We start from the raw sequence: 25500 nt of genomic DNA on the forward strand, positions 1-25500 counted from the left end.
CGCCGTTCCGCAGGTGCCGTCCGGGCGGGCGATCGTGCTGTCAGCCGGTTCTGAAGGGACGTGCCCGCTCGGCGTCGAGGCTCAGGCCCAGTCCGGGTGCGGCGTCATGGCCTATGCGCAGGGCACCCCCGTGAGGATCCAGGGCGCCGTCGAAGAGGAGGCGTTCGATGCGGACGTGGTCGTGGAACCACTCCAGGTGCCGCAGGTTCGGCACCGAGGCAGCCGCATGGGCGTGTGCCTGCGGGGCGCAGTGTCCGGAGATCTCCAGGCCGTGGCTCAGCGCCAGCGCGGCGACGCGCAGCCAGACGGTGATGCCGCCGCAGCGGGTGACGTCGGCCTGGAGACAGTCGACGGCATCCGCGGCGAGCATGGACCGGAAGTAGGGCAGCGTGTAGCCGTACTCCCCGGCCGTGACGTCCGCCATGACGCGGCTGCGGATCGCGGCGAGGGAACCGAGACGGTCCGAGGAGACAGGCTCCTCGAACCAGGTGACGCCCTCGTCGTCGAACGCGGCGGCCATGCGCAGGGCCTGCTTGGCGCCGTAGGCGCCGTTGGCGTCCACGTACAACTCGGCCGCCTCGCCGATGCTCGCGCGGGCTCGGGCCGCGCGCCGACGGTCCCGTGTCTCGCACCGGCCCCAGGACTCACCGATCTTGATCTTGACTCGGGGGATGCCCTCGTCCTCGACCCAGCCGCGCAGTTGCCGGTCCTGCCGCTGGTCGTCGTAGGTGGTGAAGCCACCGCTGCCATAGACGGGCACGTCGTCGCGGGCCGCGCCCAGGAGCCGGGCGAGGGGGAGGCCGAGCAGGCGTGCCTTGGCGTCCCAGAGGGCGATGTCGACGGCGGAGATCGCCTGGGCCGCGACACCGGGCAAGCCGGCGTTGCGTACGGCGCGTTGCATGGCCTCGTTCATACGCGGGACGTCGAAGGCGGCGGTGCCGGTGACCACGTCGGCGAGCAGGTCGTCGATGACACGTGCGGTCGCCGCCGGGGCGTAGGTGTAGCCGAGTCCGGTGATGTCCCCGCTGCGGACGGTGGCCAGGACGAGCGTGGTGCTGTCCCAGGCGAGAGTGCCGTCCGCCTCGGGGGCGTCCGTGGGCACGGTGTAGACGGCGCTGTCCACCCGCTCCACGACCTGCTCACCGGTCATCGCTGTCCCACGTGGTGGCGGTGCGGCAGGAACTCCTGGACCTTGGCCTTGAAGCCCTGGCGGACCATGGCCGCACGGTCGCTGTCGCCCTTGAGGACGGAGGCCGCGGCGGCCTCGATCTGGTCGAGGGTGGCGTGCGGCGGGATGGGCGGTACGGCGGGATCGGTCACGAAGTCGAGCACGCACGGCCGCTCGGCGGCAAGCGCGGTCCGCCAGGCGCCCGCCACGTCGTCCGGCTTCTCGATGCGCATGCCCGTCAGGCCGAGCGAGCGGGCGAAGTCGGCGTAGGCGACATCGGGAATCGACTGCGACGGCAGGAACTGCGGGGCTCCTTCCATGGCCCGCATCTCCCAGGTGACCTGGTTCAGGTCCCGGTTGTTGAAGACGGCGACGATCAGGCGCGGGTCCTCCCAGTCCTGCCAGTACTTGGCGACCGTGATCAGCTCGGCCATGCCGTTCATCTGCATCGCGCCGTCGCCCACCAGCGCGATGGCCGGCCGGTCGCCGTGGGCGAACTTGGCGCCGATGGCGTAGGGGACACCCGGCCCCATGGTGGCGAGGGTGCCCGACAGCGAGCCGCGCATGGCGCCGCGCAGCTTCAGATGACGGGCGTACCAGTTGGCGGCCGACCCGGAGTCCGAGCTCAGGACCACGTTCTCCGGCAGTACGCCGTTCAGCGCGTGGGCGACGTGCTCGGGGTTGATCGGGTCGGCGGTGACGGCGGCCCGCCGTTCCATGACCTTCCACCAGCGTGCGACGTCGTCCTCGATCTTCTTGCGCCAGGTGGGATTCTCGGCCTGCTCCAGCAGCGGCAGCAGCCGGCGCAGGGTCCGGGTGGCGTCGCCGACGAGATTGACCTCGAAGGGATAGCGCAGGCCGACCATGTGCGGATCGATGTCGATCTGCACGGCCCGAGCCTTGCCGAACTCCGGCAGGAACTGCGTGTAGGGGAAGGACGAGCCGATGACGAGCAGGGTGTCGCAGTCGCGCATCATCTCGTACGACGGCCGGGTGCCCAACAGGCCGATCGCGCCCGTCACATAGGGCAGGTCGTCGTCCAGGGCGTCCTTGCCCAGCAGGGCCTTCGCGACACCGGCGCCGAGCCGCTCGGCGACCGCGGTCACCTCCGTCCGGGCCGCCCGCGCACCCTGCCCGATCAGTATGGCGGTCTTCTTGCCGGAGTTGAGCACGTCGGCGGCCCGTTGCAGGTCGTCGTCGTCCGGGACCGGCGCGTAGTGCGGCAGACCGAGGCTGGAGGGCACCATCTTGAAGGCGTGCTCGGGCGGTGAGTAGTCGAGTTCCTGTACGTCGGCGGGGACGATCACGGCGGTCACCGAACGCCGCGCGACGGCGGTGCGCAGGGCCCGGTCGAGCACGTTCGGCAGTTGTTCGGGGACGGTGACCATCTCACAGAAGTCCGAGGCGACGTCCTTGTACAGGCTGAGGAGATCGACTTCCTGCTGGTACGAGCCGCCCATGGCGCTGCGGTTGGTCTGCCCCACGATCGCGACCACGGGCACATGGTCGAGCTTGGCGTCGTACAGGCCGTTGAGGAGATGGATGGCGCCGGGCCCGGAGGTGGCCGCGCAGACGCCGACACGGCCGGAGAACTTGGCGTAGCCGACGGCCTCGAAGGCGGACATCTCCTCGTGGCGCGACTGGATGAACCGGGGCTTGTTCTCCGCCCGTCCCCACGCCGCGAGGAGACCGTTGATGCCGTCTCCGGGGTAGGCGAAGACGTGCTCCACATCCCACTCGCGCAGTCGCTGGAGAATGTAGTCGGATACCTTCGTCGACATGTTCTGATCCTTTCCGCACGTGGCGTGCGACTACGGGTGGCGTGAATGCCGCAGAGCCCTCCGGCCCACCGCTGCCGCCGCTGTCGCCGCGAGTGCGGTGGTGGCCCAGCGGGCCGTACGGGAGGGTGGTTCCGGCCGTCGGGCCAGACGTTCGGGCCGATCACTCGGCAGGGGGCCCTTCAGACCGAGGGCGAGGGCTTCGGCCAGGTGCAGGGCGCGCCGTCCGGTGCCGCCCTGTTCGATCTGGGTACGGCAGCTGAACCCGTCGGCCAGCACCAGGGAGTCGGGGGCGGCACTGCGGACGGAGGGCAGGACTCCGAGCTCCCCGACCGCCAGCGACACCTCGTGGTGGCCGCGTTCGAAGCCGAAGTTGCCGGCCAGTCCGCAGCACCCCTCGGCGAGGACGTCGGCGTCCAGGTGGGCGCGGCGCATGAGTTCGCGGTCGGCCTCGGACTTCAGGACCGCGTGCTGGTGGCAGTGGGTCTGCACGGTCGCCTGCCGGGCCAGCTGTGGGGGCCGCCAGTCGTCGGGGGCATGGTGGACGAGCTGCTCCGCGAACGTGCGCACCTGCCCGGACAGCCGTCGTACGTCCTCGTCGTCCGGAAGCAACTCGGGTGCGTCGGAGCGGAAGACGGCCGTACAGGAGGGCTCCAGGCCGATGACGGGCGTGCCCGCATCCAGGTACGGACGCAGGACACCGAGAGTGCGCCGCAACACCCCCTTGGCGATGGCCAGTTGCCCGGTCGAGATCCAGGTCAGACCGCAGCATACGGGCGTGGTCGGTACGGCGACGCGGAATCCCGCGTCCTCCAGGACCCGTACGGCCGAGAGCGCCACCGACGGATGGAAGAAGTTGCTGAAGGTGTCCGGCCAGACGACCACGGTCGCCGGATCCGACGGGTCCGGCTGCTCGGCGCGCCGGCCGCGCCACCACCGTACGAAGGACGTCGCGGCGAACACCGGTGGCCTGCGTGCGGTGTCCACCCCGGCCATCCATTGCCCGGCCCGGCCGAGCAGCGGAGTGTGCAGCGCGCCGTTCACCAAGGACGGTGCATGACTTGCCAGTTGGGCCCACACCGGCAGCCAGCCCATCGAGTAGTGTGCAGCGGGGCGCAGCCGCCCGGCGTAGTGGTGGGCGAGGAACTCCGCCTTGTACGTGGCCATGTCCACGCCCGTCGGACAGTCCGACTTGCAGCCCTTGCAGGCCAGGCACAGATCGAGGGCGTCGCGGACCTCCGTCGAGCGCCAGCCGTCGGTGACCGCCGAGTCGGGGTGCCCGTCGAGCATCTCGAACAGCAGCCGGGCACGACCACGGGTGGAGTGCTCCTCCTCCTGGGTGGCTCGGTACGAGGGACACATCACCCCGCCCTCGTGGGTACGGCAGTTGCCGATGCCCACGCAGCGCAGCACCGCCCGCGTGAAGGAGCGGTCGTCCTCGGGATAACCGAAGTGGGTGTCGTGGGTCGCCGGCCGCCAGGCGGCCCCCAGCCGCAGCTGCCCGTCGACGGGATTTGGGTTCACGGCCTTGCCCGGGTTCATCCGATTGCCCGGATCGAACAGGGCTTTGAGCTCGCCGAAGGCGGCCACCAGCCGTTCACCGAACATCCGGGTCAGCAGTTCGCCCCGGGCCTGGCCGTCGCCGTGCTCGCCGGACAGCGAGCCGTCGTAGGAGGCGACGAGGTCGGCGGCGCGTTCCAGGAAGCGGCGGAAGTCCGCGACCCCCTGCGCCGTGGTCATCCCGAACGGGATCCGTGTGTGCACGCACCCCTGCCCGAAGTGGCCGTAGAGGGAAGGATGGTCGTAGTCGAACTCCTCGAACAGCCGCTTCAGATCACGGAGATAGTCACCGAGGCGCTCGGGCGGGACGGCGGAGTCCTCCCAGCCTTCCCAGGTCTCCCGGTCGTCCGGCGGGCGCGCGGTCACGCCGAGCCCCGCCTCCCGGGCCCGCAGCATCTTCTCCTCGCGCGCGGGGTTGTCGGAGAAGGCGACCGAGGCGTCCCGCTCGGCCCGGCCGAGGGCCTTGACCAGCGCGTGCGCCCGCTCGTCGACGTCCTCCTGGCTGTCACCGGAGAACTGCACGAGCAGCCAGCTGTCGCCCTCGGGCAGGGCGCTCAGCGAGTCGAGATAGGCGTGCTCCTCGCGCATCAGCTGCGCCATCCGCCCGTCCAGCGCCTCCAGCTGGCTGGGGGAGCAGTGCTCCAGCACACGGGGCACGTCGTCGGCGGCACGGCAGATGTCGTCGTAGCCGAGGACCAGCAGCGACTGGTTGCGTGGCACGGGGACGAGTTCGAGTTCGGCCCGCAGCACGGTGACGAGGGTGCCCTCGCTGCCGACCAGGGCTCTGGCGACGTCGAAGCCGTTCTCCGGGAGCAGCGAGTCGAGGTTGTAGCCGGACACCCGGCGCGGGATCTTGGGATAGCCCCGCCGGATGTCCGCCAGGTAGGTGGAGGCTATGCGGTCCAGACCGTCGTAGATCTCGGCCCGCCGGCCGCCCTCGGCCGCGATGCGGGCCCGCTCCGCCGGGGAGGTGGGGCCCACCCACATGCGCAGACCGTCGTAGGTGAGCACCTCCAGGCGCCGTACGTTGTCCACGGTCTTGCCGTACGCCTGCGCGGACGCCCCGCACGAGTTGTTGCCGATCATGCCGCCCAGCGCGCAGTGGCTGTGGGTGGAGGGCTTCGGACCGAACTGCAGACGGTGGTCCGACAACCGCCGGTTGAGTTCGTCCAGGACGATGCCCGGCTCCACCACACAGGTACGAGCGTCGGGATCGACCGCGACCAGGGCATGACAGTACTTGGTCCAGTCGATCACCACGGCCGCGTTCGTCGTCTGACCGGCGAGGCTCGTGCCTCCTCCGCGCGACAGCACGGGCGCGTCGAAACGGGCACACACCGCCACCGCGCGGGCACCGGCCTCGACGGTGCGGGGTACGACCACGCCGAGGGGGACCTGGCGGTAGTTCGACCCGTCGGTGGAGTAGGCACCCCTGCTGCCGGAGTCGAAGCGGACCTCGGCATCGGCTTCCGTGCGCAGCGCCCTGACCAGGGCGTCGAGGGGCTCTCCGAGGACGGGTTTGCTCATGGTCGGCCTCCGGGCTGGTGCGGGCCTTCGTCCGGTACGGGCCACCGGGTACCCCTTCATCGCCGAGGCATTGGTCCTGAACGGACCTCGTCATTCGGCCGGACGGGTGAAATCGACCGGCTTCTCCGTGACGATGGGGGCGCCCATGGCGCGCTCCACCACTTCCAGCGCGGCGGCCTCCAGCCGGGGATGAAGGGAGGCGACGGCGTCCCTCGGCACCGTGACCTCCGGATGCCGGATGTGCATCGTGATCAGCCCGTCGCCGGTGCGCGCGGCGACCGCGGCCGCCTGCGGGCCGAAGGTGGAGACGCCGACGGGCACCGGAGCGTCGGGAGGCGTGTACGCGGGCGTTCTCCACCGTGCGGTGCCTGCCGTGGCGGTCGTTCCAGGGGTGGTGATGGTTCCAGATCCACAGGGAGCTGAAACCGGCCTGCTCGGCCATCCGGGCCTGCTCGACGAGCTCTGCCGGACTGTGCTCCTCGCATGACAGAAAGTATCCGGATCCGGCCGTTGCCCCTTCTGGCGTGCCACGTCTCCGGCGTGGGACCGCGTCCCGGGTATCCACGGGGAACCAGGACGTGCATGGCGCTGTAGGCGGGTGGTGGGGTTTGTGCGCGGCGCGGGCAGGGGGTGACCACGTGGAGGGGCGCCGCCGCCTCGGTCGGCTCTTCCCCGTTGTCACGCACGCGGGGCGACCGATCCCGGCCCGACTCGCCGCCGCCCGCACGGAGTTGCTCGCCACCCTGGAAGACCCGGTGAGCCGCGCCCAGCGGGTGCGAGCAATCCCGGGGTCACTCTCTTGACCCCTGATGTGGCCTCCGCGATGCTGAGTTGCGATACACGAGATGCGTACCGTATTAGGCAACATCTCGTCCCTCTGTCAGCCGAGGAGTGACCATGTCTCAGCAGGTCCGTGCCGTCGTCGCGAGGAGCAAGGGCGCCCCTGTCGGTCTGGAGACGATCGTCGTGCCCGACCCCGGCCCGGGTGAGGCGCTGGTCAAGGTCGAGGCCTGCGGCGTCTGCCACACCGATCTGCACTATCGCGAGGGCGGCATCAGCGAGGACTTCCCTTTCCTGCTGGGGCACGAGGCGGCGGGGGTGGTCGAGGCGGTCGGTGACGGCGTCACCGACGTGGCACCGGGCGACTTTGTCATCCTGAACTGGCGCGCCGTGTGCGGCCAGTGCCGGGCCTGTCTGCGAGGGCGGCCCTGGTACTGCTTCAACACCCACAACGCCCGGCAGAGGATGACGTCGACCGACGGCACGGAGCTCTCGCCCGCTCTGGGGATCGGCGCCTTCGCGGAGAAGACGCTCGTGGCGGCCGGTCAGTGCACCAAGGTGGACCGGGCCGCGTCGGCGGCGGCCGCCGGACTGCTGGGCTGCGGTGTGATGGCGGGCATCGGCGCGGCCATCAACACCGGCAACGTCGGACGCGGTGACACCGTCGCCGTGATCGGCTGCGGCGGAGTGGGGGACGCGGCCGTCGTCGGGGCGAAGCTCGCGGGCGCGGCGAAGATCATCGCCTTGGACATCGACGACCGGAAACTCGCCACGGCCAAGAGACTGGGCGCGACGCACACGGTCAACTCCCGGCGGACCGACGCGGTCGACGCGGTGCGCGAGCTGACCGGAGGGTTCGGCGCCGATGTGGTCATCGAGGCGGTGGGGCGCCCGGAGACGTACCGGCAGGCCTTCTACGCGCGCGATCTGGCCGGCACCGTGGTGCTGGTCGGCGTACCGACCCCGGAAATGCAGCTGGAGCTGCCGCTGCTCGACGTCTTCGGCCGGGGCGGGGCGTTGAAGTCGTCCTGGTACGGCGACTGTCTGCCCTCCCGTGACTTCCCGATGCTCATCGATCTCCATCTGCAGGGCCGCCTCGACCTGGACGCCTTCGTCACCGAGACCATCGCCCTGGACGAGGTGGAGAAGGCCTTCGAGCGCATGCACCACGGTGATGTCCTGCGGTCGGTGGTGGTCTTCTGACGGCCGCCGCCCGCATCGGCCGGCTCGTCACATCGGGCACGTTCTCGCCGGACGGCCGCACCGCCGGGGCGCCGCATCTCCAGGAGTGGATCGACCGCGGTTTCTGACCGCCCCGGCGACGCGGCGGCCCTGCCCGGCGAATGGCCCCGCAAGGGGTACCGGGCAGGGCCGCCGTCGCTTCTGTGAGGCTCCAGTTTCCCTTGTTCACCTGCGCTTTCGAGGTCGCTTCGACGTGTCCGGAAAACCGCCGTCGGACCTCGCGCACCCCGGCTTGTGGATGCCTTGACAAGGGTTCAGAACGGCCTCCAGACTGACGTTGCGCTAACCGCAATCCGTTTCGTTATACGCACCGAGGTGTCATGATGATTCCCGCGTGCCGTCTTGCGGATCTGCCGCGAGGCGAGGCCCATCGGCTCGACATCGACCCGCCCGTGTCGGTGTTCCACACCGACGACGGCGAGCTCTTCGCCATCGACGACACGTGCACCCACCAGGACGCCTCGCTCGCCGACGGCTGGCTGGAGGGCCGCGAGGTCGAATGCCCCTTGCACGCCTCCAAGTTCGACCTCAGGACCGGAGCCGTGGACGCGCCCCCGGCCAGGCTTCCGGTACGTACCCACGAGGTCGTCGTCGAGGACGGCATGGTCTACGTCCGGCTGTCCACCGAGGCGCCCAACCTGCCGCCGTGCGTCGCCGCCCGCCTGGCCGGAGGCGCGGCGTGAGGACCGTGGCCGTGGTGGGCGCCTCGCTGGCCGGTCTGTCGGCCGCGCGCTCGCTGCGGCGGCGGGGGTACGACGGCCGGCTGGTCGTCATCGGCGACGAGCCCCATCGCCCGTACGACAGGCCGCCGTTGTCCAAGGAGTTCCTGGCCGGCGCCATCGGTGAGGCGGAACTGGCACTGGAGCGGGACGACGAGGACCTCCAGGCGGAGTGGGTGCTCGGTGCCCGTGCCACCGGACTCGACCGCACCGAGCGAGCGGTCCGGCTCGCCGACGGCCGGGAGATACGTGCCGACGGTGTGGTCGTCGCGACCGGAGCCGCCGCCCGCACCCTGCCCGGCGCCGAGGGCCTCGCCGGGGTCCATGTGCTGCGCACCCTCGACGACGCCCGCGCTCTGCGGGACGACCTCGCCCGGGGTGGACGGCTGGTGGTGATCGGCGGCGGGTTCGTCGGCGCCGAGGTCGCCTCCACGGCGTACGCCCTCGGCCTCGACGTGACCGTGATCGAGGCGGCGCCGGCCCCGCTGGCCGGACCGCTCGGCGAGGCCATGGGCCGGATTGTCGCCGCCCTTCACACCGACCACGGTGTACCGCTGTTGTGCGGGGTGGGGGTCAAGGGGCTGGGCGGGAAACGCCGGGTCGATTCCGTACTGCTGGAGGACGGGCGTGGCGTTCCCGCCGACACGGTCGTCGTGGGTGTGGGTGCGCGTCCCTGCGTCGAGTGGCTCCAGGGGTCCGGCATCGCGCTCGACAACGGTGTGAAGTGCGGCGCCGACGGGCGCACCGGCGTGGCCGGGGTGGTCGCCGTGGGCGACTGCGCCAACTGGTACGACCCGCGCACCGGGACCCATCGCCGGGTCGAGCACTGGACCGGCGCGCTGGAACGGCCGGACGCCGCAGTCGCCGCGCTGCTCGCGGACGGTGCGACGGAACCGGGCGTGCCCCGGCCTCCGTACTTCTGGTCCGATCAGTACGGTGTGAAGATCCAGTTCGTGGGCCATGCCGCCGGGGCCGACAGTGTGACCGTCGAGGAGGGCGCGATCGACGACCGCAGCTTCCTCGCCGTCTACCGGCGGGGCGGCCGGCCGGTCGCCGTGCTCGGGATGAACCAGCCGCGGCTGTTCACCCGCCGGCGCAAGCAGTTCACCGCCACGGCGTCTTGACACCGTGCCGGCGGGCTCTCATGCTGCGTTGCACATGAGACGCAGGGTTGCTTCATATGCAACTGATGTGTGAAGTCGCCCCTCCCGGCACGTGATTGAACCTTCCACGGCGTTCCCCGAGGAGTGAAGCGTTGACCTCGACAAGCCTGCCGGACAGCCTGATCGCCACCCTTCCCGGCTCCGCCTACACGGACCCCGGAGTCTTCGCCCAGGAGCAGGAACGCATCTTCGAGACGATGTGGTTCTGTGTCGCCCGCGCCGCGGACCTGCCGAAGCCCGGCGCCTTCCGCACCGTCGACGTGGGACGCGAGAGCATCCTCGTCACCCGGGCCCGGGACCATTCGATCCGCGCCTACTTCAATGTCTGCCGGCACCGCGGGGCCAAGCTCTGCACCGATGAGACGGGCGAGGTCAAACGCGCCTTCCAGTGCCCGTACCACGCCTGGACCTACGGCCTCGACGGCACGCTGCTCGCGGCACCCAACCTCACCAAGATGCCCGATGTGGGCCGCACGGAGTACGGCCTGGTGAGTGTGGCCGTCCGTGAGTGGCTCGGCTATGTCTGGGTGTGCCTGGCGGAGAGCCCGCCCTCCTTCGAGCAGGACGTCATCGGTGAGGTGGTCACCCGCCTCGGCGACGTCGAGTCGATCGAGCGCTACGACGTCGCCCGCCTCGCGGTGGGCAGACGGATCGTCTACGACGTCAAGGCGAACTGGAAGCTCATCATCGAGAACTTCATGGAGTGCTACCACTGCGCCACGATTCATCCCGAACTCACCGAGGTGCTCCCCGAGTTCGCGGACGGCTACGCCGCCCAGTACTACGTGGGCCACGGCGCCGAGTTCGGTGAGGACGTCCAGGGCTTCACCGTCGACGGCTCCGAGGGCCTGGACCGCATCCCGGGGGTCTCCGCGGAACAGGACCGCCGGTACTACGCGATCACCGTCAAGCCGCAGGTGTTCATCAACCTCGTGCCCGACCATGTGATCTTCCATCGGATGTACCCGGTCGCCGTCGACCGCACGGTCGTAGAGTGCGACTGGCTCTACCTCCCGCACGTCGTGGAGAGCCAGAAGGACGTCAGCCGGTCCGTGGAGCTCTTCGACCGGGTCAACCGCCAGGACTTCGACGCCTGCGAGCGCACCCAGCCGGGGATGAGCTCACGGCTGTACGCCAAGGGCGGTGTGCTCGTGCCCAGTGAGCACCACATCGGCGCCTTCCACGACTGGGTTCAGGAGCGTCTCGGGGTGCGTCGGTCAGAGTGACCGGGAAGCGCGGCGCCCGTGGCCCGCGGGGAGGGCGCGGGCGGGCCGTGCGGCCGGTGTACGGTGTGCGGTCAGCCCAGGTGACCCATGCGACGGCTGATCTCCTCCGCGCCCTCGACCAGCACCGGAGCCAGCTCGTGCAGACGCTCCTCGGTGAACCGGTACGAGGGTCCGGAGGCGCTGATCGACGCGATGACCTCGCCCTCCCGGCCGCGGATCGGTGCCGCCATGGCGTGCAGCCCGATCTCCAGCTCCTCCAGGGTCCAGGCGTAACCGCGCTCCCGGGCCTCGGCGAGGTTCTTCTCCAGCTTCGCCTTCGAGGAGATCGTGCGCGGAGTCAGCTTTTTCAGGCCGGCGTCCGTCAGCAGCGCGGCGCGCTCCTCGGCGGACAGATGGGCCAGCATGATCTTGCCGCTGGAGGTGGCGTGCAGGGGGGTCAGCTGGCCGACCCAGTTGTGCGCGGTGACCGCGGCCTGGCCGCGCACCTGGTAGAGGTTGATCGCGTAGTGCTCCTGCATCACGGCGATGTTGACCGTCTCGCCGATGCTCTCGGCCAGGCGCTCGCACACCGGCCGGCCCTGCTGGGTGATGTCGATGCGTCCCGTCACGGCGCCCGCCAGACGGACGATGCCGAAGCCGAGGCTGTACTTGCCCCGCTCGCCCGACTGCTCGACGAGACCCCGCGCCTCCAGGGCGCCGAGCAGCCGGAACGCGGTCGACTTGTGCACCTCGATCTCGGCGGCCACTTCGCTCACGCCCGCCTCGCCACGCTGGGCGAGTATCTCCAGAACGCTGATGGCCCGGTCGACGGACTGCACCCCGCCGGACGACGACCCGCTTGTTTCGGTATCCGGACTGTAGTTGCTCATAACGGAACTATACGCGCAGTAAACAACGCCCTAGAAGTAACGCGGTGTGAACAAACACCGGATAAGTTGCGTGGTTCGCAACCTAGAGCGTATTGCGATACCCGTACTAGCATGCCCCGCATATCGACGGCGCGAGCGAGACGAGGCACCATGGCTCTCCTGCACTACGACTTCGTCATCGTCGGCGGTGGATCAGCCGGCAGCGCACTGGCCAACCGGCTCTCGGCCGACCCTGCGAACCGGGTGCTCGTACTGGAGGCGGGCCGCCCCGACTACCCGTGGGACGTGTTCATCCACATGCCCGCGGCGCTGACCTACCCCATCGGCAGCCGCTTCTACGACTGGAAGTACGAGTCCGAGCCCGAGCCCCATATGGGCGGCCGGCGCATCTACCACGCCCGCGGCAAGGTGCTCGGCGGCTCCAGCAGCATCAACGGCATGATCTTCCAGCGCGGCAACCCGATGGACTACGAGCGCTGGGCGTCCCGACCAGGGATGGAGACCTGGGACTACGCCCATTGTCTGCCGTACTTCCGCCGCATGGAGAACTGTCTGGCGGCCGACCCGGACGACGAGTTCCGGGGCCATGACGGTCCCCTTGTCCTGGAGCGCGGCCCGGCCACCAACCCGCTTTTCACCGCCTTCCTGGAAGCCACCCGGCAGGCGGGCTACGCACCCACGGACGACGTCAACGGCTACCGCCAGGAGGGCTTCGCCAAGTTCGACCGCAACGTCCACCGCGGTCGCCGTCTGTCGGCCTCGAAGGCGTACCTCAGGCCCGCGATGAAGCGGCCGAACCTCACCGTGAAGACGCGCGCCCTCGTCAGCCGGGTCCTCTTCGAGGACAGGCGCGCCGTCGGCGTCGAGTACCAGCAGGGTCGCCGTGCGCCGCAGCAGGTCCGGGCCCGCGAGGTCATCCTGTGCGGCGGCGCCGTCAACACCCCGCAGCTGCTTCAGCTCTCCGGCGTCGGCAACGCGCCCGAACTGTCCGCCCTCGGCATCGACGTCGTCCACGATCTGCCGGGCGTCGGCGAGAACCTCCAGGACCACCTGGAGGTGTACGTCCAGTACGCCTGCAGACAACCCGTCTCCGTGCAGCCGTACCTGGCGAAGTGGCGCGCCCCCTTCATCGGGCTGCAGTGGCTGTTCCGCAGGGGCCCCGCGGCCACCAACCACTTCGAGGCGGGCGGCTTCGCCCGCAGCAACGAGGACGTGGACTATCCCAACCTGATGTTCCACTTCCTGCCGGTCGCCGTCCGCTACGACGGCTCCTCGCCGGCCGGCGGCCATGGCTACCAGGTGCACGTGGGGCCCATGTACTCGAACGCCATCGGATCGGTGAAGATCAAGAGCAGGGACCCGCGGGAGCGCCCCGCGCTGCGCTTCAACTACCTCTCCACGGAGCAGGACCGCCGCGAGTGGGTCGAGGCTATCCGCGTCGCGCGCCGGATCCTCAACCAGCCCGCCCTCGCCCCCTACAACGGTGGCGAGACCTCGCCCGGACCCTCGGTCGAGTCCGACGAGGAGATCCTCGCCTGGGTCGCCGAGGAGGGCGAGACGGCCCTGCACCCCTCGTGCACCTGCAAGATGGGCACCGACGAGATGTCCGTCGTCGACCCGCTGAGCATGAGAGTGCACGGGCTGGACGGGCTACGGGTGGTGGACGCGTCGGTGATGCCGTACGTCACGAACGGCAACATCTACGCACCGGTGATGATGATCGCCGAGAAGGCGGCCGACCTCATCCTCGGCAAGGAGCCGCTCACGCCCTCCAAGGCCACCTACTACCGTCATCGCGACGCCCAGAAGCAGGGCGGGTGAGCGGTGGGCACGGAAGCCCTGCGGGCGCTGCTCACCCGCGTCCGCTACGAGGTGCTGCCGGCGAAGGCGACGGAGGACAAGCTCCTCGCCCATGTGCCGCGTGACGTCGTGGTCGCGGTCACGGCGTCGCCGGTCAGGGGCCTGGAGCCGACCCTCGGCCTCACCGAGCGGCTCGCGGCGCACGGTTACCGCGTGGTCCCTCATGTCCCCGCGCGGCTGCTGCGGGACGACGCGCACCTGAAGGACGTCGTGGAGCGGCTGTGCGCGGTCCGGGTCGACGACGTCTTCGTCCCGGCGGGTGACGCCGACCCGCCGGTCGGCCCGTACGACGGAGCACTGCCGGTGCTGCGTGCGCTCAGCGACATGGGCAGGCCCTTCGCGGACACGGGGATCACCGGCTATCCGGAGAGCCATCCGCTCATCCACGACGACATCACCGTCCGGTCGATGGGGGACAAACAGGCACACGCCACGTACATCGTCAGCAATCTGTGCTTCGACGCGCGCGTGCTCACCGACTGGATCGCCCGGATCCGGCGCCGCGGCGTGACACTGCCCCTGTACATGGGCGTCGCCGGGCCCGTCGAGCGGGCGAAGCTGCTGTCCATGGCGACGAAGATCGGAGTGGGGGAGTCGGGACGTTTTCTCACCCGGCACACGTCCTGGTTCCTGCGGCTCGCGGCACCCGGTGGATACGCCCCGGAGAGGCTGCTCGTCCGCGGCGCGGAGGGGTTCACCGAGCCGTCGGCGGGACTGGCCGGCCTGCACCTGTTCACCTTCAACCAGATCGCAGAGACGGAGCGTTGGCGCCGGGCCCTGCTGGACCGGCTGGGCGGCTGACACGCGCGCGAGAGCGCCGCTCCGGTGACCGAACCGGGACCCCCACCCTCTTGACGGGTGTCAGTCCCGTCGGACAGGGTGTTCCACCACAAACAATGCAGTGCACAATGCGCAACGACTTCGTTCGAAGGGCGCGGCCGTGGCAGATCTGTATGTGGACGGAGAGTGGCGCGCCCCGGTGGCGGGCGGCCACCGGGAGATCCGCTGTCCGGCGGACGGCGCGCTGGTCGCGACGGTCTCGGAGGCGACCCGACCCGACACCGAGGCGGCGATCGCCGCCGCCCGGCGCGCCTTCGACGACGGCCCCTGGCCCCGCACCCCCGAGCGTGAGCGCGGCGCACTGCTGCTGCGCACCGCCGACATCCTGGAACGCGACGCCAAGGACTTCGCCCGTGCGGAGTCGCTCGACACCGGCAAGCGCCTGGTGGAGAGCGAGTACGACATCGCCGACGTCGTGTCCTGCTTCCGCTACTACGGCGGTGTCGCCGGCACCAGCGCCGGCCGGGTGGTCGACACCGGCCGCGACGACGCGCTCAGCCGGATCACCTACGAGCCCGTCGGCGTCTGCGGACTGATCACCCCCTGGAACTACCCGCTGCTGCAGGCCTCGTGGAAGGTCGCCCCGGCCCTGCTCGCGGGCAACACCGTGGTCCTCAAGCCCAGCGAGCTGACGCCCTCCACCTCGATCCTGCTGATGAAGGCCCTCGAGGAGGCGGGCCTGCCGGCCGGCGCCGCCCAACTCGTGCTGGGCGCCGGAGCCGAGGCGGGCGCGCCGCTGGCCGAGCACCCGGACGTCGACATGGTCTCGTTCACCGGAGGCCTCGACACCGGGCGGCGCATCATGGCCGCCGCCGCGGTGACGGTGAAGAAGGTCGCGCTGGAACTCGGCGGCAAGAACCCGAACGTCGTCTTCGCCGACGCCGACTTCGAGACCGCAGTGGACTTCGCCCTCACCGCCGTCTTCCTGCACTCCGGGCAGGTCTGCTCGGCCGGCGCCCGCCTGATCGTCGAGGACTCGCTGCACGACGTCTTCGTCGACGAACTCGTGCGCCGCGCCCGGCTCATCCGCCTGGGCGGACCCTTCGACCCGGAGGCCGACACCGGGGCGCTGATCTCCGCACAGCACCGGGAGAAGGTCGAGGCGTACGTCGCCGCCGGCCTCGCCGAGGGCGCCGTACTGCGCTGCGGCGGCGCGCGCCCCGACGATCCCGCGCTGAGCGGCGGCTTCTACTACCCGCCCACCGTCCTCGACGCGTGCCGGCAGGACATGAGCGTGGTGCACGAGGAGTCCTTCGGACCCGTACTCACCGTCGAGCGCTTCCATGACGAGGACGACGCGGTCCGCATCGCCAACGACACGCAGTACGGCCTCGCCGGAGCCGTCTGGACACAGGACGCGGGCAAGGCCCAGCGGGTGGCGCGCAGGCTGCGCCACGGCACCGTGTGGATCAACGACTACCACCCCTATGTGCCGCAGGCGGAATGGGGTGGCTTCGGACACTCCGGCGTGGGCCGTGAGCTGGGGCCGACCGGCCTTGACGAGTACCGAGAGCCCAAACACGTCTGGCAGAACATCCAACCCCGGCCGCAGCACTGGTTCCGCGGCTGAACGCCGAAAAGAGACTGATCATGACCCCAGCCCAGACCGAGGTGTCGCAGCGGCGCGACACGTCCCAGGACCCCCCGGAGCGCACCCCGGTCATCTCGGTGCGCCGGCTGTGGAAGGTGTTCGGACCGAAGGCCGACGAGGTGCCGGGATCCGAGGAGTTGTGCAGCCTCACCCGCCGCGAGCTCCTGGACCGCACCGGATGCACCGCTGCCGTACGGGACGTGAGCTTCGAGGTGTCGCCCGGCGAGGTCTTCGTCGTCATGGGCCTGTCCGGCTCCGGCAAGTCCACCCTGGTGCGATGTCTGACCCGGCTGATCGAACCGACCGCCGGGGAGGTCGTCTTCGAGGGCGAGGACATCCGGGGCGCTGACGCCGGGCGGCTGCGCGAACTGCGGCGCAGCAAGTTCTCCATGGTCTTCCAGCACTTCGGACTGCTGCCGCACCGCAGGGTCGTCGACAACGTGGCGTTCGGCCTGGAGATCCGGGGCATGGGCAGGGCCGAGCGCACCAGGCGTGCGCTGGAGACCGTCGAACTGGTGGGCCTCGCCGGCTACGAGAACTCCTACCCCGACCAGCTCTCCGGCGGTATGCAGCAGCGCGTCGGTCTCGCCCGCGCGCTCGCCGGCGACCCCGACGTCCTCTTCTTCGACGAGCCGTTCTCGGCGCTCGACCCGCTGATCCGCCGCGACATGCAGAGCGAGGTCATCCGCCTGCACCACGAGGTCGGCAAGACCATGGTGTTCATCACCCACGACCTCTCCGAGGCGCTGAAGCTGGGCGACCGCATCCTGATCATGCGCGACGGCAGGACGGTCCAGTGCGGCACCGGTGACGAACTGGTCGGTGCCCCCGCCGACGACTACGTACGGGACTTCGTCCGGGACGTGCCGCGCGGCGACGTCCTCACCCTGCGCTGGATCATGCGCCCCGCCGATCCCGACGACTCCCTCGACGGGCCGGAGTTGGGACCGGACGTCGTGGTGCGCGAGGCCACCCGGGTGGTGCTCGCCGCCGAGAAGCCGGTCAAGGTCGTCGAGGACGGCAAGCTGCTCGGCATCGTCGGCGACGAGGAGATCCTCTCCGTCGTCGCCGGACAGGAAGGCGGTGCGTGATGGCCGTCGCCGCCGACGCGACCGCGCCGGTCGCGACCCTGCGCCGGAAGATGAGCCGCCGTACGGCGGTGGCGGCGACCCTGATCGTCTGGCTGGTGCTCTTCGCGGTGCTGCGCGGCCGGCAGACGCTGACCCTCGCGGCGGCCGATCTCACCGGTCTGCACCGCTGGCTGAACGACGTCAACGACAGCATCGGGGCCAACCGCAACTCCAACCCGCTCTTCCTGTACTTCTTCAACGAGATCCGCCTGGCCATCGACAACCTGGTGACCTTCGTCCAGTCCCTGATCTCCCAGCCCACCGGCAGCCGCCCGGTCCCGCAGATCGGCTGGCTCGGCGTCGTCGGACTCGCCGGCTATGTCTCCTGGGCCGTGGGCAACTGGCGGGTCGCCCTGCTGGCCGCGGCCGGCTTCACCTTCTTCGGGCTGCAGGGCCTGTGGCAGGAGAGCATGGACACGCTGGCGCTGACCCTGTCGGCGGTCCTCGTGGCCCTGCTCATCGGCATTCCGCTCGGTCTGTGGGCGGGTCTCTCCGACCGGTTCAACCGGATCATGACGCCCTTCCTGGACTTCATGCAGACGATGCCGACCTTCGTCTATCTCGCCCCGCTGACCCTGATCTTCCTCATCGGCGGTGCCTCCGCCGTGATCACCACGGTGATCTACGCGGCACCGCCCGCCATCCGTATCACCGCGCACGCCATCCGCTCCGTGCCCAAGACCACCGTCGAGGCGGCGGACTCGCTCGGCACGACACGGTCGCAGCAACTGCTGAAGGTGCTGCTGCCGATGTCGAGGCGCACGGTGGTCATGGGCGTCAACCAGACCATCATGGCCGCTCTGGCCATGGTGACCATCGCCGCCCTGATCGACGCGCCCGGCCTCGGCAAGACGGTCGTCCAGGCCCTGCAGTCGCTCGACGTCGGCACCGCCTTCAACGCGGGCCTCGCCATCGTCGTCATGGCCATCGTGCTCGACCGGGTCACCACGGCGGCGGCCGTTCGCACCGAGACGGCCCGCCGCACGGGCGGCACCCTCCGCGGCTGGCGCCGGCCGCTGCTGGTGGTGGGCGCGATCGCCGTGCTGGTCCTGGTGTATCTGTCCCACACCTATGTCTGGGCGGCCGAGTTCCCCGGCAACGGCAGCACCGGCACTCATATCGCGAGCGCGGCCGACACGGCGACCACCTGGTTGCAGGACCATCTCTCGGGCCTGACCAACGCCCTTCGTGACGCCCTCACCAACGGTCTGCTCGACCCGTTCCAGACGCTGCTCACCGACTCCCCGTGGTGGCTGGTCGGCGTCACCCTGGTCGCACTCGGCGCGGTGCTCGGCGGATGGCGCGCCGGGGTGACGGCCGCCGTGTGCGTCGGGCTGCTGGTCGGCACGGGCCTTTGGTCGGACAGCATGACCACCCTCGCCTCGACCGCCGTGGCCACGGTGCTGGTGATGCTGCTCGGCGCCGTGTTCGGAGTCTGGATGGGGCGCGGTCAGCTCGTGGACCGGCTGGTGCGCCCCACCCTGGACGCCGCGCAGGTGATGCCGCCGTTCGTCTATCTCGTGCCGTTCCTGGCCCTCTTCGGCGCCACCCGGTTCACCGCGATCGTCGCGGCCGTCGTCTACGCGGCGCCCGTCGCGATCAAGATCATCGCGGACGGCGTGCGGAACGTGCCGGAGGCCACGGTGGAGGCGGCCACCTCGGCCGGGTGCAGCACCTGGCAGATCATCACCAAGGTCCAACTGCCGATGGCGCGAGGAGCCCTGACGCTTGCGACCAACCAGGGTCTGATCTACGTGCTGTCGATGGTCGTGGTGGGCGGCCTGGTAGGGGCCGGCGCCCTCGGCTACGACGTCGTGGCCGGGTTCTCGCAGGGAGAGCTGTACGGCAAGGGGCTGGCGGCGGGAGTTGCCATCGTACTTCTCGGAGTCATGTTCGACCGGATCACTCAGGCTGCGGCACGACGCACCAGGGCATAAGGAGCACGACACCATGGCAAGACACTGGCGAACCGGCGCGGCCGGCCTGGCCGTCCTCGGCCTCACCCTCACGGCCTGCTCGGGCGCGAAGGTCGGCGACAGCACCTCCGCGGGCTCGAAGGCCTCGGGCGGCAAGTGCGGCACCTTCAACCTGGCCGTCAACCCGTGGATCGGCTACGAGGCGGACGCGGCGGTCGTCGCGTATGTGGCGCAGCACGATCTCGGCTGTACGGTCCAGAAGAAGGACCTGAAGGAGGAGATCGCCTGGCAGGGCTTCGGGACCGGTGAGGTCGACGCCGTCCTGGAGAACTGGGGTCACGACGATCTGAAGAAGAAGTACATCACCGAGCAGAAGACGGCCGTCGAGGCGGGCTCGACCGGCAACAAGGGCGTCATCGGCTGGTTCGTGCCGCCGTGGCTGGCCAAGGCGCATCCGGACATCACCGACTGGCGGAACCTCAACAAGTACGCCGACCGGTTCAAGACCTCCGAGTCCGGCGGCAAGGGCCAGTTGCTCGACGGGGACCCGTCCTATGTCACCAACGACGCGGCGCTGGTGAAGAACCTGAAGCTGAACTTCAAGGTGGTGTACGCGGGCAGCGAGACCGCGCTCATCCAGGCCTTCAGGACGGCCGAGAAGAACAAGCAGTGGATGGTCGGCTACTTCTACGAGCCCCAGTGGTTCATGTCGGAGGTCCCCCTGGTCAAGGTCAACCTGCCGAAGTACACGACGGGTTGCGACGCCGACGCGGCGAAGGTGGCCTGCGACTACCCCGTCTACGACCTGGACAAGATCGTCGGCGCCACGTTCGCCAAGTCGGGCAGTCCGGCGTACGACCTGGTGAAGAAGTTCCACTGGACGAACGACGACCAGAACACCGTCGCCAAGTACATCGCGGTGGACAAGATGTCGGACGACGCGGCGGCAAAGAAGTGGGTCGAGGCGAACCGCGACAAGGCCGACGCCTGGCTGAAGTAGCCGAGGCGGCCGACGTGACAGGAATCGGGTAGAAGCCGGTTGAGGACGCCCGGCGGGCGGTGTGCACAGCTGCGCACCGCCCGCCGGGCGTTGCCGTGTTCCGGGCTGTTCTCCGAGGTCACCGACCCCTTGACACCCTCCATGGCGACGGGCACATTGAGTTGCACAACCTGAATCATGTTGCGTAAAGAGCAACTGAACCGTTCTCGAGTTCGGAGGTTGGGCGATGGCGGGACCCCGAGTGGTCATCATCGGAGCGGGCGTCGTGGGAGCGGCCCTCGCGGACGAGATCTCCGCACGTGGCTGGACCGAAGTGACCGTGGTCGACCAAGGACCCCTGCCGGCCACCGGGGGATCCTCCTCGCACGCCCCGGGCCTGGTCTTCCAGACGAACCCCTCGAAGACCATGACGGAACTGGCGCGCTACACCGTCGAGAAGTTCTGCTCCCTCGACGTCGACGGCAAGCCCTGCTTCCTCCAGGTCGGCGGCCTCGAAGTGGCGACGAGCCCCGAGCGCCTAGCCGAGCTCCGGCGCCGCCACGGCTGGATCACCGCCTGGGGCATCGAGGCGCAACTGCTGACCCCCGACGAGTGCGTGGAGCGGCACCCGCTGGTCGACCGCGACAAGGTCCTCGGCGGACTCCTGGTCCCCACCGACGGCCTCGCCAAGGCCGTCCTGGCCGTCGAGGCCCAGATCCGCCGGGCCACCGAGCGCGGTGTGCGCTTCCTCGCCCGCCATGAGGTCCTCGACGTGCGGCAGAGCGAGGGCCGTGTCACCGGCGTGCTGACCGGCCGGGGCGAGATCCCCGCCGACATCGTCGTATGCTGCGCCGGCGTCTGGGGGCCGAAGATCGCCCGCATGGTCGGGATGAACCTGCCGCTCACCCCGCTCGCCCACCAACTCGCCTGGACCGGGCCGATCCCCGTCCTCGCCGGCCAGACGGAGGAGGCGGTCCGCCCGATCCTGCGCCACCAGGACGCCGACCTCTACTACCGCGACCGCTTCGACGGACTCGGCATCGGCTCCTACGGCCACCGCCCCATGCCGGTCTCCGCCGACGACATCCTCTCCGTGGACGAGGCCGAGGAGATGCCCTCGGTCCTGAAGTTCACCGAGGATGACTTCGAGGACGCCTGGACCGAGACCCGGTCACTGCTCCCCGCCACCCGCGAGGCCAAGATCGAGGAGGGCATCAACGGCCTGTTCTCCTTCACCACCGACGGCTATCCGCTGCTCGGCGAGTCCCCGGACGTCAAGGGCTTCTGGGTCGCCGAGGCCGTGTGGGTCACCCACTCCGCGGGCGTCGGCCGGGCCGTCGCCGAATGGCTGGTCGACGGCCACTGCTCCTCCTTCGACCTGCACGAGTGCGACGTCAACCGCTTCGAGCCGCACCAGCTCTCCCCGGAGTACGTCCTGGCCCGCGACTGCCAGAACTTCGTGGAGGTCTACGACATCCTGCACCCCCTCCAGCCGTCCGGAGAACCGCGCCCGATCCGCACCAGCCCCTTCTACGCCCGCCAGCAGCAACACGGCGGGTTCTTCCTTGAGGCGAACGGCTGGGAGCGGCCCCAGTGGTACGAGGCCAACGCGTCCCTTGCCGAGGGCCGTACGATCCCCACCCCCAACGACTGGGCCGCCCGCTACTGGTCGCCCGTCGTCGGCGCCGAGGCCCAGGTCACCCGCGAGACCGTCGCCCTGTACGACATGACGGCCCTCAAGCGCCTGGAGGTCAGCGGCCCCGGCGCCGCCGACTTCCTGGAGCGGCTGGTCACCGGCAAGGTCGCCAGGTCCGTGGGCTCGGTGACGTACACCCTGCTTCTCAACCACGACGGCGGCATCCGCAGCGACATCACCGTCGCCCGTCTGGCCCCCGACCTCTTCCAGATCGGCGCCAACGGCAATCTCGACCTCGACTGGCTCACCCGCCATCTACCCGCCTGGGAGCACCGCCCAGCGGTAGCTGGGGGAGGAACCGTCCAGGTCCGCGACATCACCGCCGGCACCTGCTGCATCGGCCTGTGGGGCCCGCTCGCCCGCGAGGTCCTCCAGCCCCTGACCGACCGCGACTTCTCCAACGACGGCCTCAAGTACTTCCGCGCCCAGCGCGCCCACATCGGCAGCGTCCCGGTGACCGCCATGCGCCTGAGCTACGTCGGCGAACTCGGCTGGGAGCTGTACACCACCGCCGACCTGGGCCGGAAGCTGTGGGACACCCTCTGGGCCGCGGCCGAGCCGCTGGGCGGCATCATCGCCGGTCGCGGCGCCTTCAACAGCCTCCGCCTGGAGAAGGGCTACCGCTCCTTCGGCACCGACATGACCTATGAGCACGACCCCTACGAGGCGGGCCTCGGCTTCGCCGTCAGGCTCGACAAGGGCGACTTCATCGGCAAGGCCGCGCTGGAGCGCCGCAAGGCCGACGTGCGCCGCAGGCTCAGCTGTCTGACCATCGACGACCCGCGCGCGACGGTCATGGGCAAGGAGCCGGTGTACGACGGCGACCGCGCCGTCGGCCATGTCACCAGCGGCGCCTACGGCTACACCATCGGCAAGGGCATCGCCTACGCCTGGCTCCCGGCGGAACTGGCCACCCCCGGAACCACCGTGCACATCGGCTACTTCGACCAGCGCATCGAGGCCGTCGTGGCCGAGGAGCCCCTGTTCGACCCGGCCATGTCCCGCCTCCGTGGTTAGCCTCGGAGAGGGAGAACCACCGCGTGACCAGGCTGTCCCGCCCGCCGCCGGTCAGGAGAGGGCTCAGCCCGGGTAGCCCATCCTGTGGCTGATCTCCTGAGCGCCCTTGACCAGCGCGGGCGCGAGTTCGTGGATACGTTCCTCGGTGAAGCGGTATGCCGGCCCCGATGCGCTGATGGCGGCGATGACCTCGCCGTCCCGGGAGCGGATCGGGGCCGCCATCGCGTGCAGCCCGATCTCCAGTTCCTCCAGCGTCACCGCGTACCCGCGCTCGCGCGCTTCGGCGAGGTTCTTCTCCAGCTTCGTCCTGGCGGTCAGGGTGTGCGGCGTCAGCTTCCGCAGCCCGGAGGCCGCGAGCACTCGGGCGCGCTCCTTCGCCGGCAGATGCGCCAGCAGGATCTTGCCGCTGGACGTGGCGTGTACGGGGGTGAGCTGCCCGACCCAGTTGTGTGAGCCGACCGCGCCGGGGCCGCGTACCTGGTAGAGGTTGACCGCGTAGTGTTCCTGCAGAACCGCGATGTTGACGGTCTCGCCGACCTCCTCTATCAGCCGCTCGCACACCGGCCGGCCCTGCTGGGTGAGGTCGAGGCGACCCGTGACCGCGCCCGCGAGACGCACGATCCCGAAGCCCAGCCGGTACTTGCCCCGATCGGCCGCCTGCTCGACCAGACCGCGTGCCTCGAGCGCCCCGAGCAGCCGGAACGCGGTCGACTTGTGGACGTCGATCTCGGCGGCGACCTCGCTGGCCCCCGCTTCGCCGCGCCGGGCGAGAATCTCCAGGACGCTGACGGCGCGATCGACGGACTGCACCCCGCCGACTCCGGGACCCGCTGCCTCGCCGTCTGCCCCATAGTTGCTCATGGCGCAACTATACGTATGGGCGTCCCGCATCTCGCCTATGCGACGGAGGTGCGGACAAGCCGGTGTACCACGGAAAATGGTTCGAGGGCTCCGCGGAGCCCTGGCACAGTGGCGCAGCATGGATGACTCCGAGCTCGTGACCGCTGCGGACGTTCAACTCATGCAAGGTCTGGCGCAACGGGTCACTGCCGTCCGTCCCGATCTGGTGAACAGTGACGCGACGTACGGCGAGCTGGCCTGGAACTGGGGTAAAGGGCACGCCGGCTACGGCGAGAGCTGGCGGCGTCGGCTGTGGTTCTCCGGTGCCGATCTGGTCGCGTGGGGCTGGGCCTGTCTGCCGCACCAGGTGCGGCGGAACGACGGGTCGGTGAAGGACGTCACCAGCGCCTATCTGGGATATCAAGTCCATCCCGAGCACAGCGAGCTGGTGGACGACGTGATCGACTGGTACGACGGTGCGACGGTCGGCATCGAGCGCACCGTGATGCCGAGCGCCGCCGACGCGTTCGCCCTGAGGCGATGGGCGGCGCACGGTTATGAGACCGATCCGGCTTCGCTCGGCGACACCGGCTCCTGGACCCAACTCAATGAGCGGGACCTCGATGATCTGGAACGGCCGGTGCTGCCGGACGGATTCCGTTTCCACACCGCCGACGAGGCCGGGCCGCAGGCCGCGGTCCAGGCCCATGTGGATGCCTGGGCCCCGTCAACATATACAGCCGAGGCCTACGAGGGCGTCCGGCGGACACCCCCGTACCGCGGGGACCTGCACGTCCTGGTGGAGGCGCCGGACGGAACGATGGCCGCATCGACGATCATGTGGCTCGACGAGGCGAACAAGACCGCCGAATTCGAGCCCGTCGGAACGCATCCGGACCACCGCCGGCTCGGGTTGGGCAGGGCGATGCTGCTGCACGGGATGCACTTGGCGCGGGATGCCGGGGCCAACCACATGACGGTCGCCTGTCTGGGTGCGCCAGGGCATCCTGAGGCGCGCGGTCTGTACTACAGCGTCGGGTTCAGAAAGTTCACCCGAGACGCGCCGCTCGTCAAGACCAGGGGCTAGGGAGACCGAGTCCACTCCCGGTTCGTCGTCTGGTGCGGCGAGCGAGCGCATCGGGGCGACGCGGGATGCGACCGCCGTGGTCAGCAGACTGTTCGTCGTCCCGCAGGCGAGGGGGCAGCGGATCGGTGCATGCTGATCGGGCAAGCAGTGCGGGAAGCGCGGCAGCGAAGCCTGCATCCGGTGCTCGACGTCGCCGCAGGCGAGGGGGCAGCGGATCGGTGCAAGCTGATCGGGCAAGCAGTGCGGGAAGCGCGGCAGCGGAACCTGCATCCGGTGCTCGACGTCGTCGCATCCAACACTGCCGCGGTAGCCCTGTAAGCGCGGCTGGGCCGGGAGCTGATGGCCACAGTCGAACAGCGGTGGGGCCCGCAGCAGACGATGGACATCCGCTGCTGTGCGGCGCCATCGTGAGGTAGCTCGCCCGCCGCGGTGCAAGCCCCGGCAGCTTCTCGCCGACCGGGGTTACTCCTGGGCATGATTGCGGGCCAGTCACCCGGCACGGCCGGAACGAC

The 25500-nt window shown here is 70.0% G+C and carries 17 protein-coding genes and 2 pseudogenes; 13 read left to right on the plus strand and 6 right to left on the minus strand.

The features are described from left to right. Positions 1-40: 40 nt before the first annotated feature. The 4 genes and pseudogenes from ACFY2Z_RS33510 to ACFY2Z_RS33525 form a co-directional block, all read right to left on the minus strand. Complete coding sequence (locus ACFY2Z_RS33510) at positions 41-1150, minus strand: enolase C-terminal domain-like protein (protein ID WP_390747816.1); 1110 nt, start codon at positions 1148-1150, stop codon at positions 41-43. Then, positions 1147-2949 (minus strand): thiamine pyrophosphate-requiring protein, encoded by a 1803-nt coding sequence (locus tag ACFY2Z_RS33515; RefSeq protein ID WP_390747817.1) that lies wholly within the window; start codon positions 2947-2949, stop codon positions 1147-1149. The genes ACFY2Z_RS33510 and ACFY2Z_RS33515 overlap by 4 nt, the downstream gene beginning before the upstream one ends. Before the next feature lie 30 nt (positions 2950-2979). Then, positions 2980-6033: an FAD-binding and (Fe-S)-binding domain-containing protein gene (locus ACFY2Z_RS33520; RefSeq protein WP_390747818.1), complete on the minus strand. Its 3054-nt coding sequence runs from the start codon at positions 6031-6033 to the stop codon at positions 2980-2982. A 243-nt stretch (positions 6034-6276) separates the two neighbouring features. Continuing rightward, positions 6277-6523, minus strand: a pseudogene (locus tag ACFY2Z_RS33525) (LLM class F420-dependent oxidoreductase); the annotation flags it as partial. Positions 6524-6930: 407 nt separating this feature from the next. On the opposite strand from ACFY2Z_RS33525, the gene ACFY2Z_RS33530 reads away from it, so the two are divergent. From ACFY2Z_RS33530 to ACFY2Z_RS33545, 4 genes are all read left to right on the plus strand, one after another. Continuing rightward, a complete protein-coding gene (locus ACFY2Z_RS33530) occupies positions 6931-8016 on the plus strand; it encodes an S-(hydroxymethyl)mycothiol dehydrogenase (protein ID WP_390747819.1) in 1086 nt (361 codons plus the stop codon). Between the two features lie 359 nt (positions 8017-8375). Beyond that, a complete protein-coding gene (locus ACFY2Z_RS33535) occupies positions 8376-8738 on the plus strand; it encodes a bifunctional 3-phenylpropionate/cinnamic acid dioxygenase ferredoxin subunit (protein ID WP_390747820.1) in 363 nt (120 codons plus the stop codon). Continuing rightward, the gene (locus tag ACFY2Z_RS33540) at positions 8735-9898 is read left to right on the plus strand and encodes an NAD(P)/FAD-dependent oxidoreductase (protein WP_390747821.1); all 1164 of its coding nucleotides are present in this window, start codon (positions 8735-8737) and stop codon (positions 9896-9898) included. Before ACFY2Z_RS33535 ends, ACFY2Z_RS33540 begins: the two co-directional genes overlap by 4 nt. A gap of 131 nt (positions 9899-10029) precedes the next feature. Next, complete coding sequence (locus ACFY2Z_RS33545) at positions 10030-11163, plus strand: aromatic ring-hydroxylating dioxygenase subunit alpha (RefSeq protein WP_390747822.1); 1134 nt, start codon at positions 10030-10032, stop codon at positions 11161-11163. A gap of 71 nt (positions 11164-11234) precedes the next feature. On the opposite strand, the gene ACFY2Z_RS33550 is transcribed toward ACFY2Z_RS33545, so the two are convergent. After that, positions 11235-12032 carry an IclR family transcriptional regulator gene (locus tag ACFY2Z_RS33550; RefSeq protein WP_390747823.1) on the minus strand — a complete coding sequence of 266 codons (798 nt, stop codon included), beginning with the start codon at positions 12030-12032 and terminating at the stop codon, positions 11235-11237. A gap of 150 nt (positions 12033-12182) precedes the next feature. On the opposite strand from ACFY2Z_RS33550, the gene betA reads away from it, so the two are divergent. The 7 genes from betA (at position 12183) to ACFY2Z_RS33585 (ending at position 23061) form a co-directional block, all read left to right on the plus strand. Then, positions 12183-13853: a choline dehydrogenase gene (gene betA / locus ACFY2Z_RS33555; RefSeq protein ID WP_390747824.1), complete on the plus strand. Its 1671-nt coding sequence runs from the start codon at positions 12183-12185 to the stop codon at positions 13851-13853. A gap of 3 nt (positions 13854-13856) precedes the next feature. Further along, positions 13857-14693 carry a 5,10-methylenetetrahydrofolate reductase gene (locus ACFY2Z_RS33560; protein WP_390747825.1) on the plus strand — a complete coding sequence of 279 codons (837 nt, stop codon included), beginning with the start codon at positions 13857-13859 and terminating at the stop codon, positions 14691-14693. A gap of 139 nt (positions 14694-14832) precedes the next feature. Next, a complete protein-coding gene (locus ACFY2Z_RS33565; protein WP_390747826.1) occupies positions 14833-16302 on the plus strand; it encodes an aldehyde dehydrogenase family protein in 1470 nt (489 codons plus the stop codon). A 20-nt stretch (positions 16303-16322) separates the two neighbouring features. After that, positions 16323-17414, plus strand: a complete 1092-nt coding sequence (locus ACFY2Z_RS33570; protein ID WP_390747827.1) for a glycine betaine/L-proline ABC transporter ATP-binding protein — start codon at positions 16323-16325, stop codon at positions 17412-17414. A gap of 50 nt (positions 17415-17464) precedes the next feature. Further along, on the plus strand, positions 17465-19390 hold the full coding sequence (locus ACFY2Z_RS33575) for an ABC transporter permease subunit (RefSeq protein ID WP_390747843.1): 1926 nt from the start codon (positions 17465-17467) through the stop codon (positions 19388-19390). Positions 19391-19403: 13 nt separating this feature from the next. Continuing rightward, complete coding sequence (locus ACFY2Z_RS33580; protein WP_390747828.1) at positions 19404-20369, plus strand: ABC transporter substrate-binding protein; 966 nt, start codon at positions 19404-19406, stop codon at positions 20367-20369. 226 nt (positions 20370-20595) lie between these two features. Next, positions 20596-23061, plus strand: coding sequence for an FAD-dependent oxidoreductase (locus tag ACFY2Z_RS33585; RefSeq protein ID WP_390747829.1), 2466 nt, complete (start codon positions 20596-20598; stop codon positions 23059-23061). A 63-nt stretch (positions 23062-23124) separates the two neighbouring features. Here ACFY2Z_RS33585 and ACFY2Z_RS33590 read toward each other — a convergent pair whose 3' ends face one another. Then, positions 23125-23922, minus strand: coding sequence for an IclR family transcriptional regulator (locus ACFY2Z_RS33590; protein WP_390747830.1), 798 nt, complete (start codon positions 23920-23922; stop codon positions 23125-23127). Positions 23923-24040: 118 nt separating this feature from the next. Here ACFY2Z_RS33590 and ACFY2Z_RS33595 point away from each other — a divergent pair, with 118 nt between their 5' ends. After that, positions 24041-24988, plus strand: a complete 948-nt coding sequence (locus ACFY2Z_RS33595; RefSeq protein WP_390747831.1) for a GNAT family N-acetyltransferase — start codon at positions 24041-24043, stop codon at positions 24986-24988. A gap of 31 nt (positions 24989-25019) precedes the next feature. Then, positions 25020-25399 (plus strand): annotated as a pseudogene (locus tag ACFY2Z_RS33600) (hypothetical protein); the annotation flags it as partial. Between the last annotated feature and the right edge of the window lie 101 nt (positions 25400-25500).

The organism is Streptomyces sp. NPDC001222 (assembly GCF_042896945.1).
In the GTDB taxonomy this organism is placed as follows: domain Bacteria; phylum Actinomycetota; class Actinomycetes; order Streptomycetales; family Streptomycetaceae; genus Streptomyces; species Streptomyces gibsoniae.

What these genes read in the sequence shown, in the direction of transcription:
- ACFY2Z_RS33510 (WP_390747816.1), bottom strand. Translation starts at nt 1,150, where the DNA reads ATGACCGGTGAGCAGGTCGTGGAGCGGGTGGACAGCGCCGTCTACACC.
- ACFY2Z_RS33515 (WP_390747817.1), bottom strand. Translation starts at nt 2,949, where the DNA reads ATGTCGACGAAGGTATCCGACTACATTCTCCAGCGACTGCGCGAGTGG.
- ACFY2Z_RS33520 (WP_390747818.1), bottom strand. Translation starts at nt 6,033, where the DNA reads ATGAGCAAACCCGTCCTCGGAGAGCCCCTCGACGCCCTGGTCAGGGCG.
- ACFY2Z_RS33530 (WP_390747819.1), top strand. Translation starts at nt 6,931, where the DNA reads ATGTCTCAGCAGGTCCGTGCCGTCGTCGCGAGGAGCAAGGGCGCCCCT.
- ACFY2Z_RS33535 (WP_390747820.1), top strand. Translation starts at nt 8,376, where the DNA reads ATGATGATTCCCGCGTGCCGTCTTGCGGATCTGCCGCGAGGCGAGGCC.
- ACFY2Z_RS33550 (WP_390747823.1), bottom strand. Translation starts at nt 12,032, where the DNA reads ATGAGCAACTACAGTCCGGATACCGAAACAAGCGGGTCGTCGTCCGGC.
- betA (WP_390747824.1), top strand. Translation starts at nt 12,183, where the DNA reads ATGGCTCTCCTGCACTACGACTTCGTCATCGTCGGCGGTGGATCAGCC.
- ACFY2Z_RS33570 (WP_390747827.1), top strand. Translation starts at nt 16,323, where the DNA reads ATGACCCCAGCCCAGACCGAGGTGTCGCAGCGGCGCGACACGTCCCAG.
- ACFY2Z_RS33575 (WP_390747843.1), top strand. Translation starts at nt 17,465, where the DNA reads ATGAGCCGCCGTACGGCGGTGGCGGCGACCCTGATCGTCTGGCTGGTG.
- ACFY2Z_RS33580 (WP_390747828.1), top strand. Translation starts at nt 19,404, where the DNA reads ATGGCAAGACACTGGCGAACCGGCGCGGCCGGCCTGGCCGTCCTCGGC.
- ACFY2Z_RS33585 (WP_390747829.1), top strand. Translation starts at nt 20,596, where the DNA reads ATGGCGGGACCCCGAGTGGTCATCATCGGAGCGGGCGTCGTGGGAGCG.
- ACFY2Z_RS33590 (WP_390747830.1), bottom strand. Translation starts at nt 23,922, where the DNA reads ATGAGCAACTATGGGGCAGACGGCGAGGCAGCGGGTCCCGGAGTCGGC.
- ACFY2Z_RS33595 (WP_390747831.1), top strand. Translation starts at nt 24,041, where the DNA reads ATGGATGACTCCGAGCTCGTGACCGCTGCGGACGTTCAACTCATGCAA.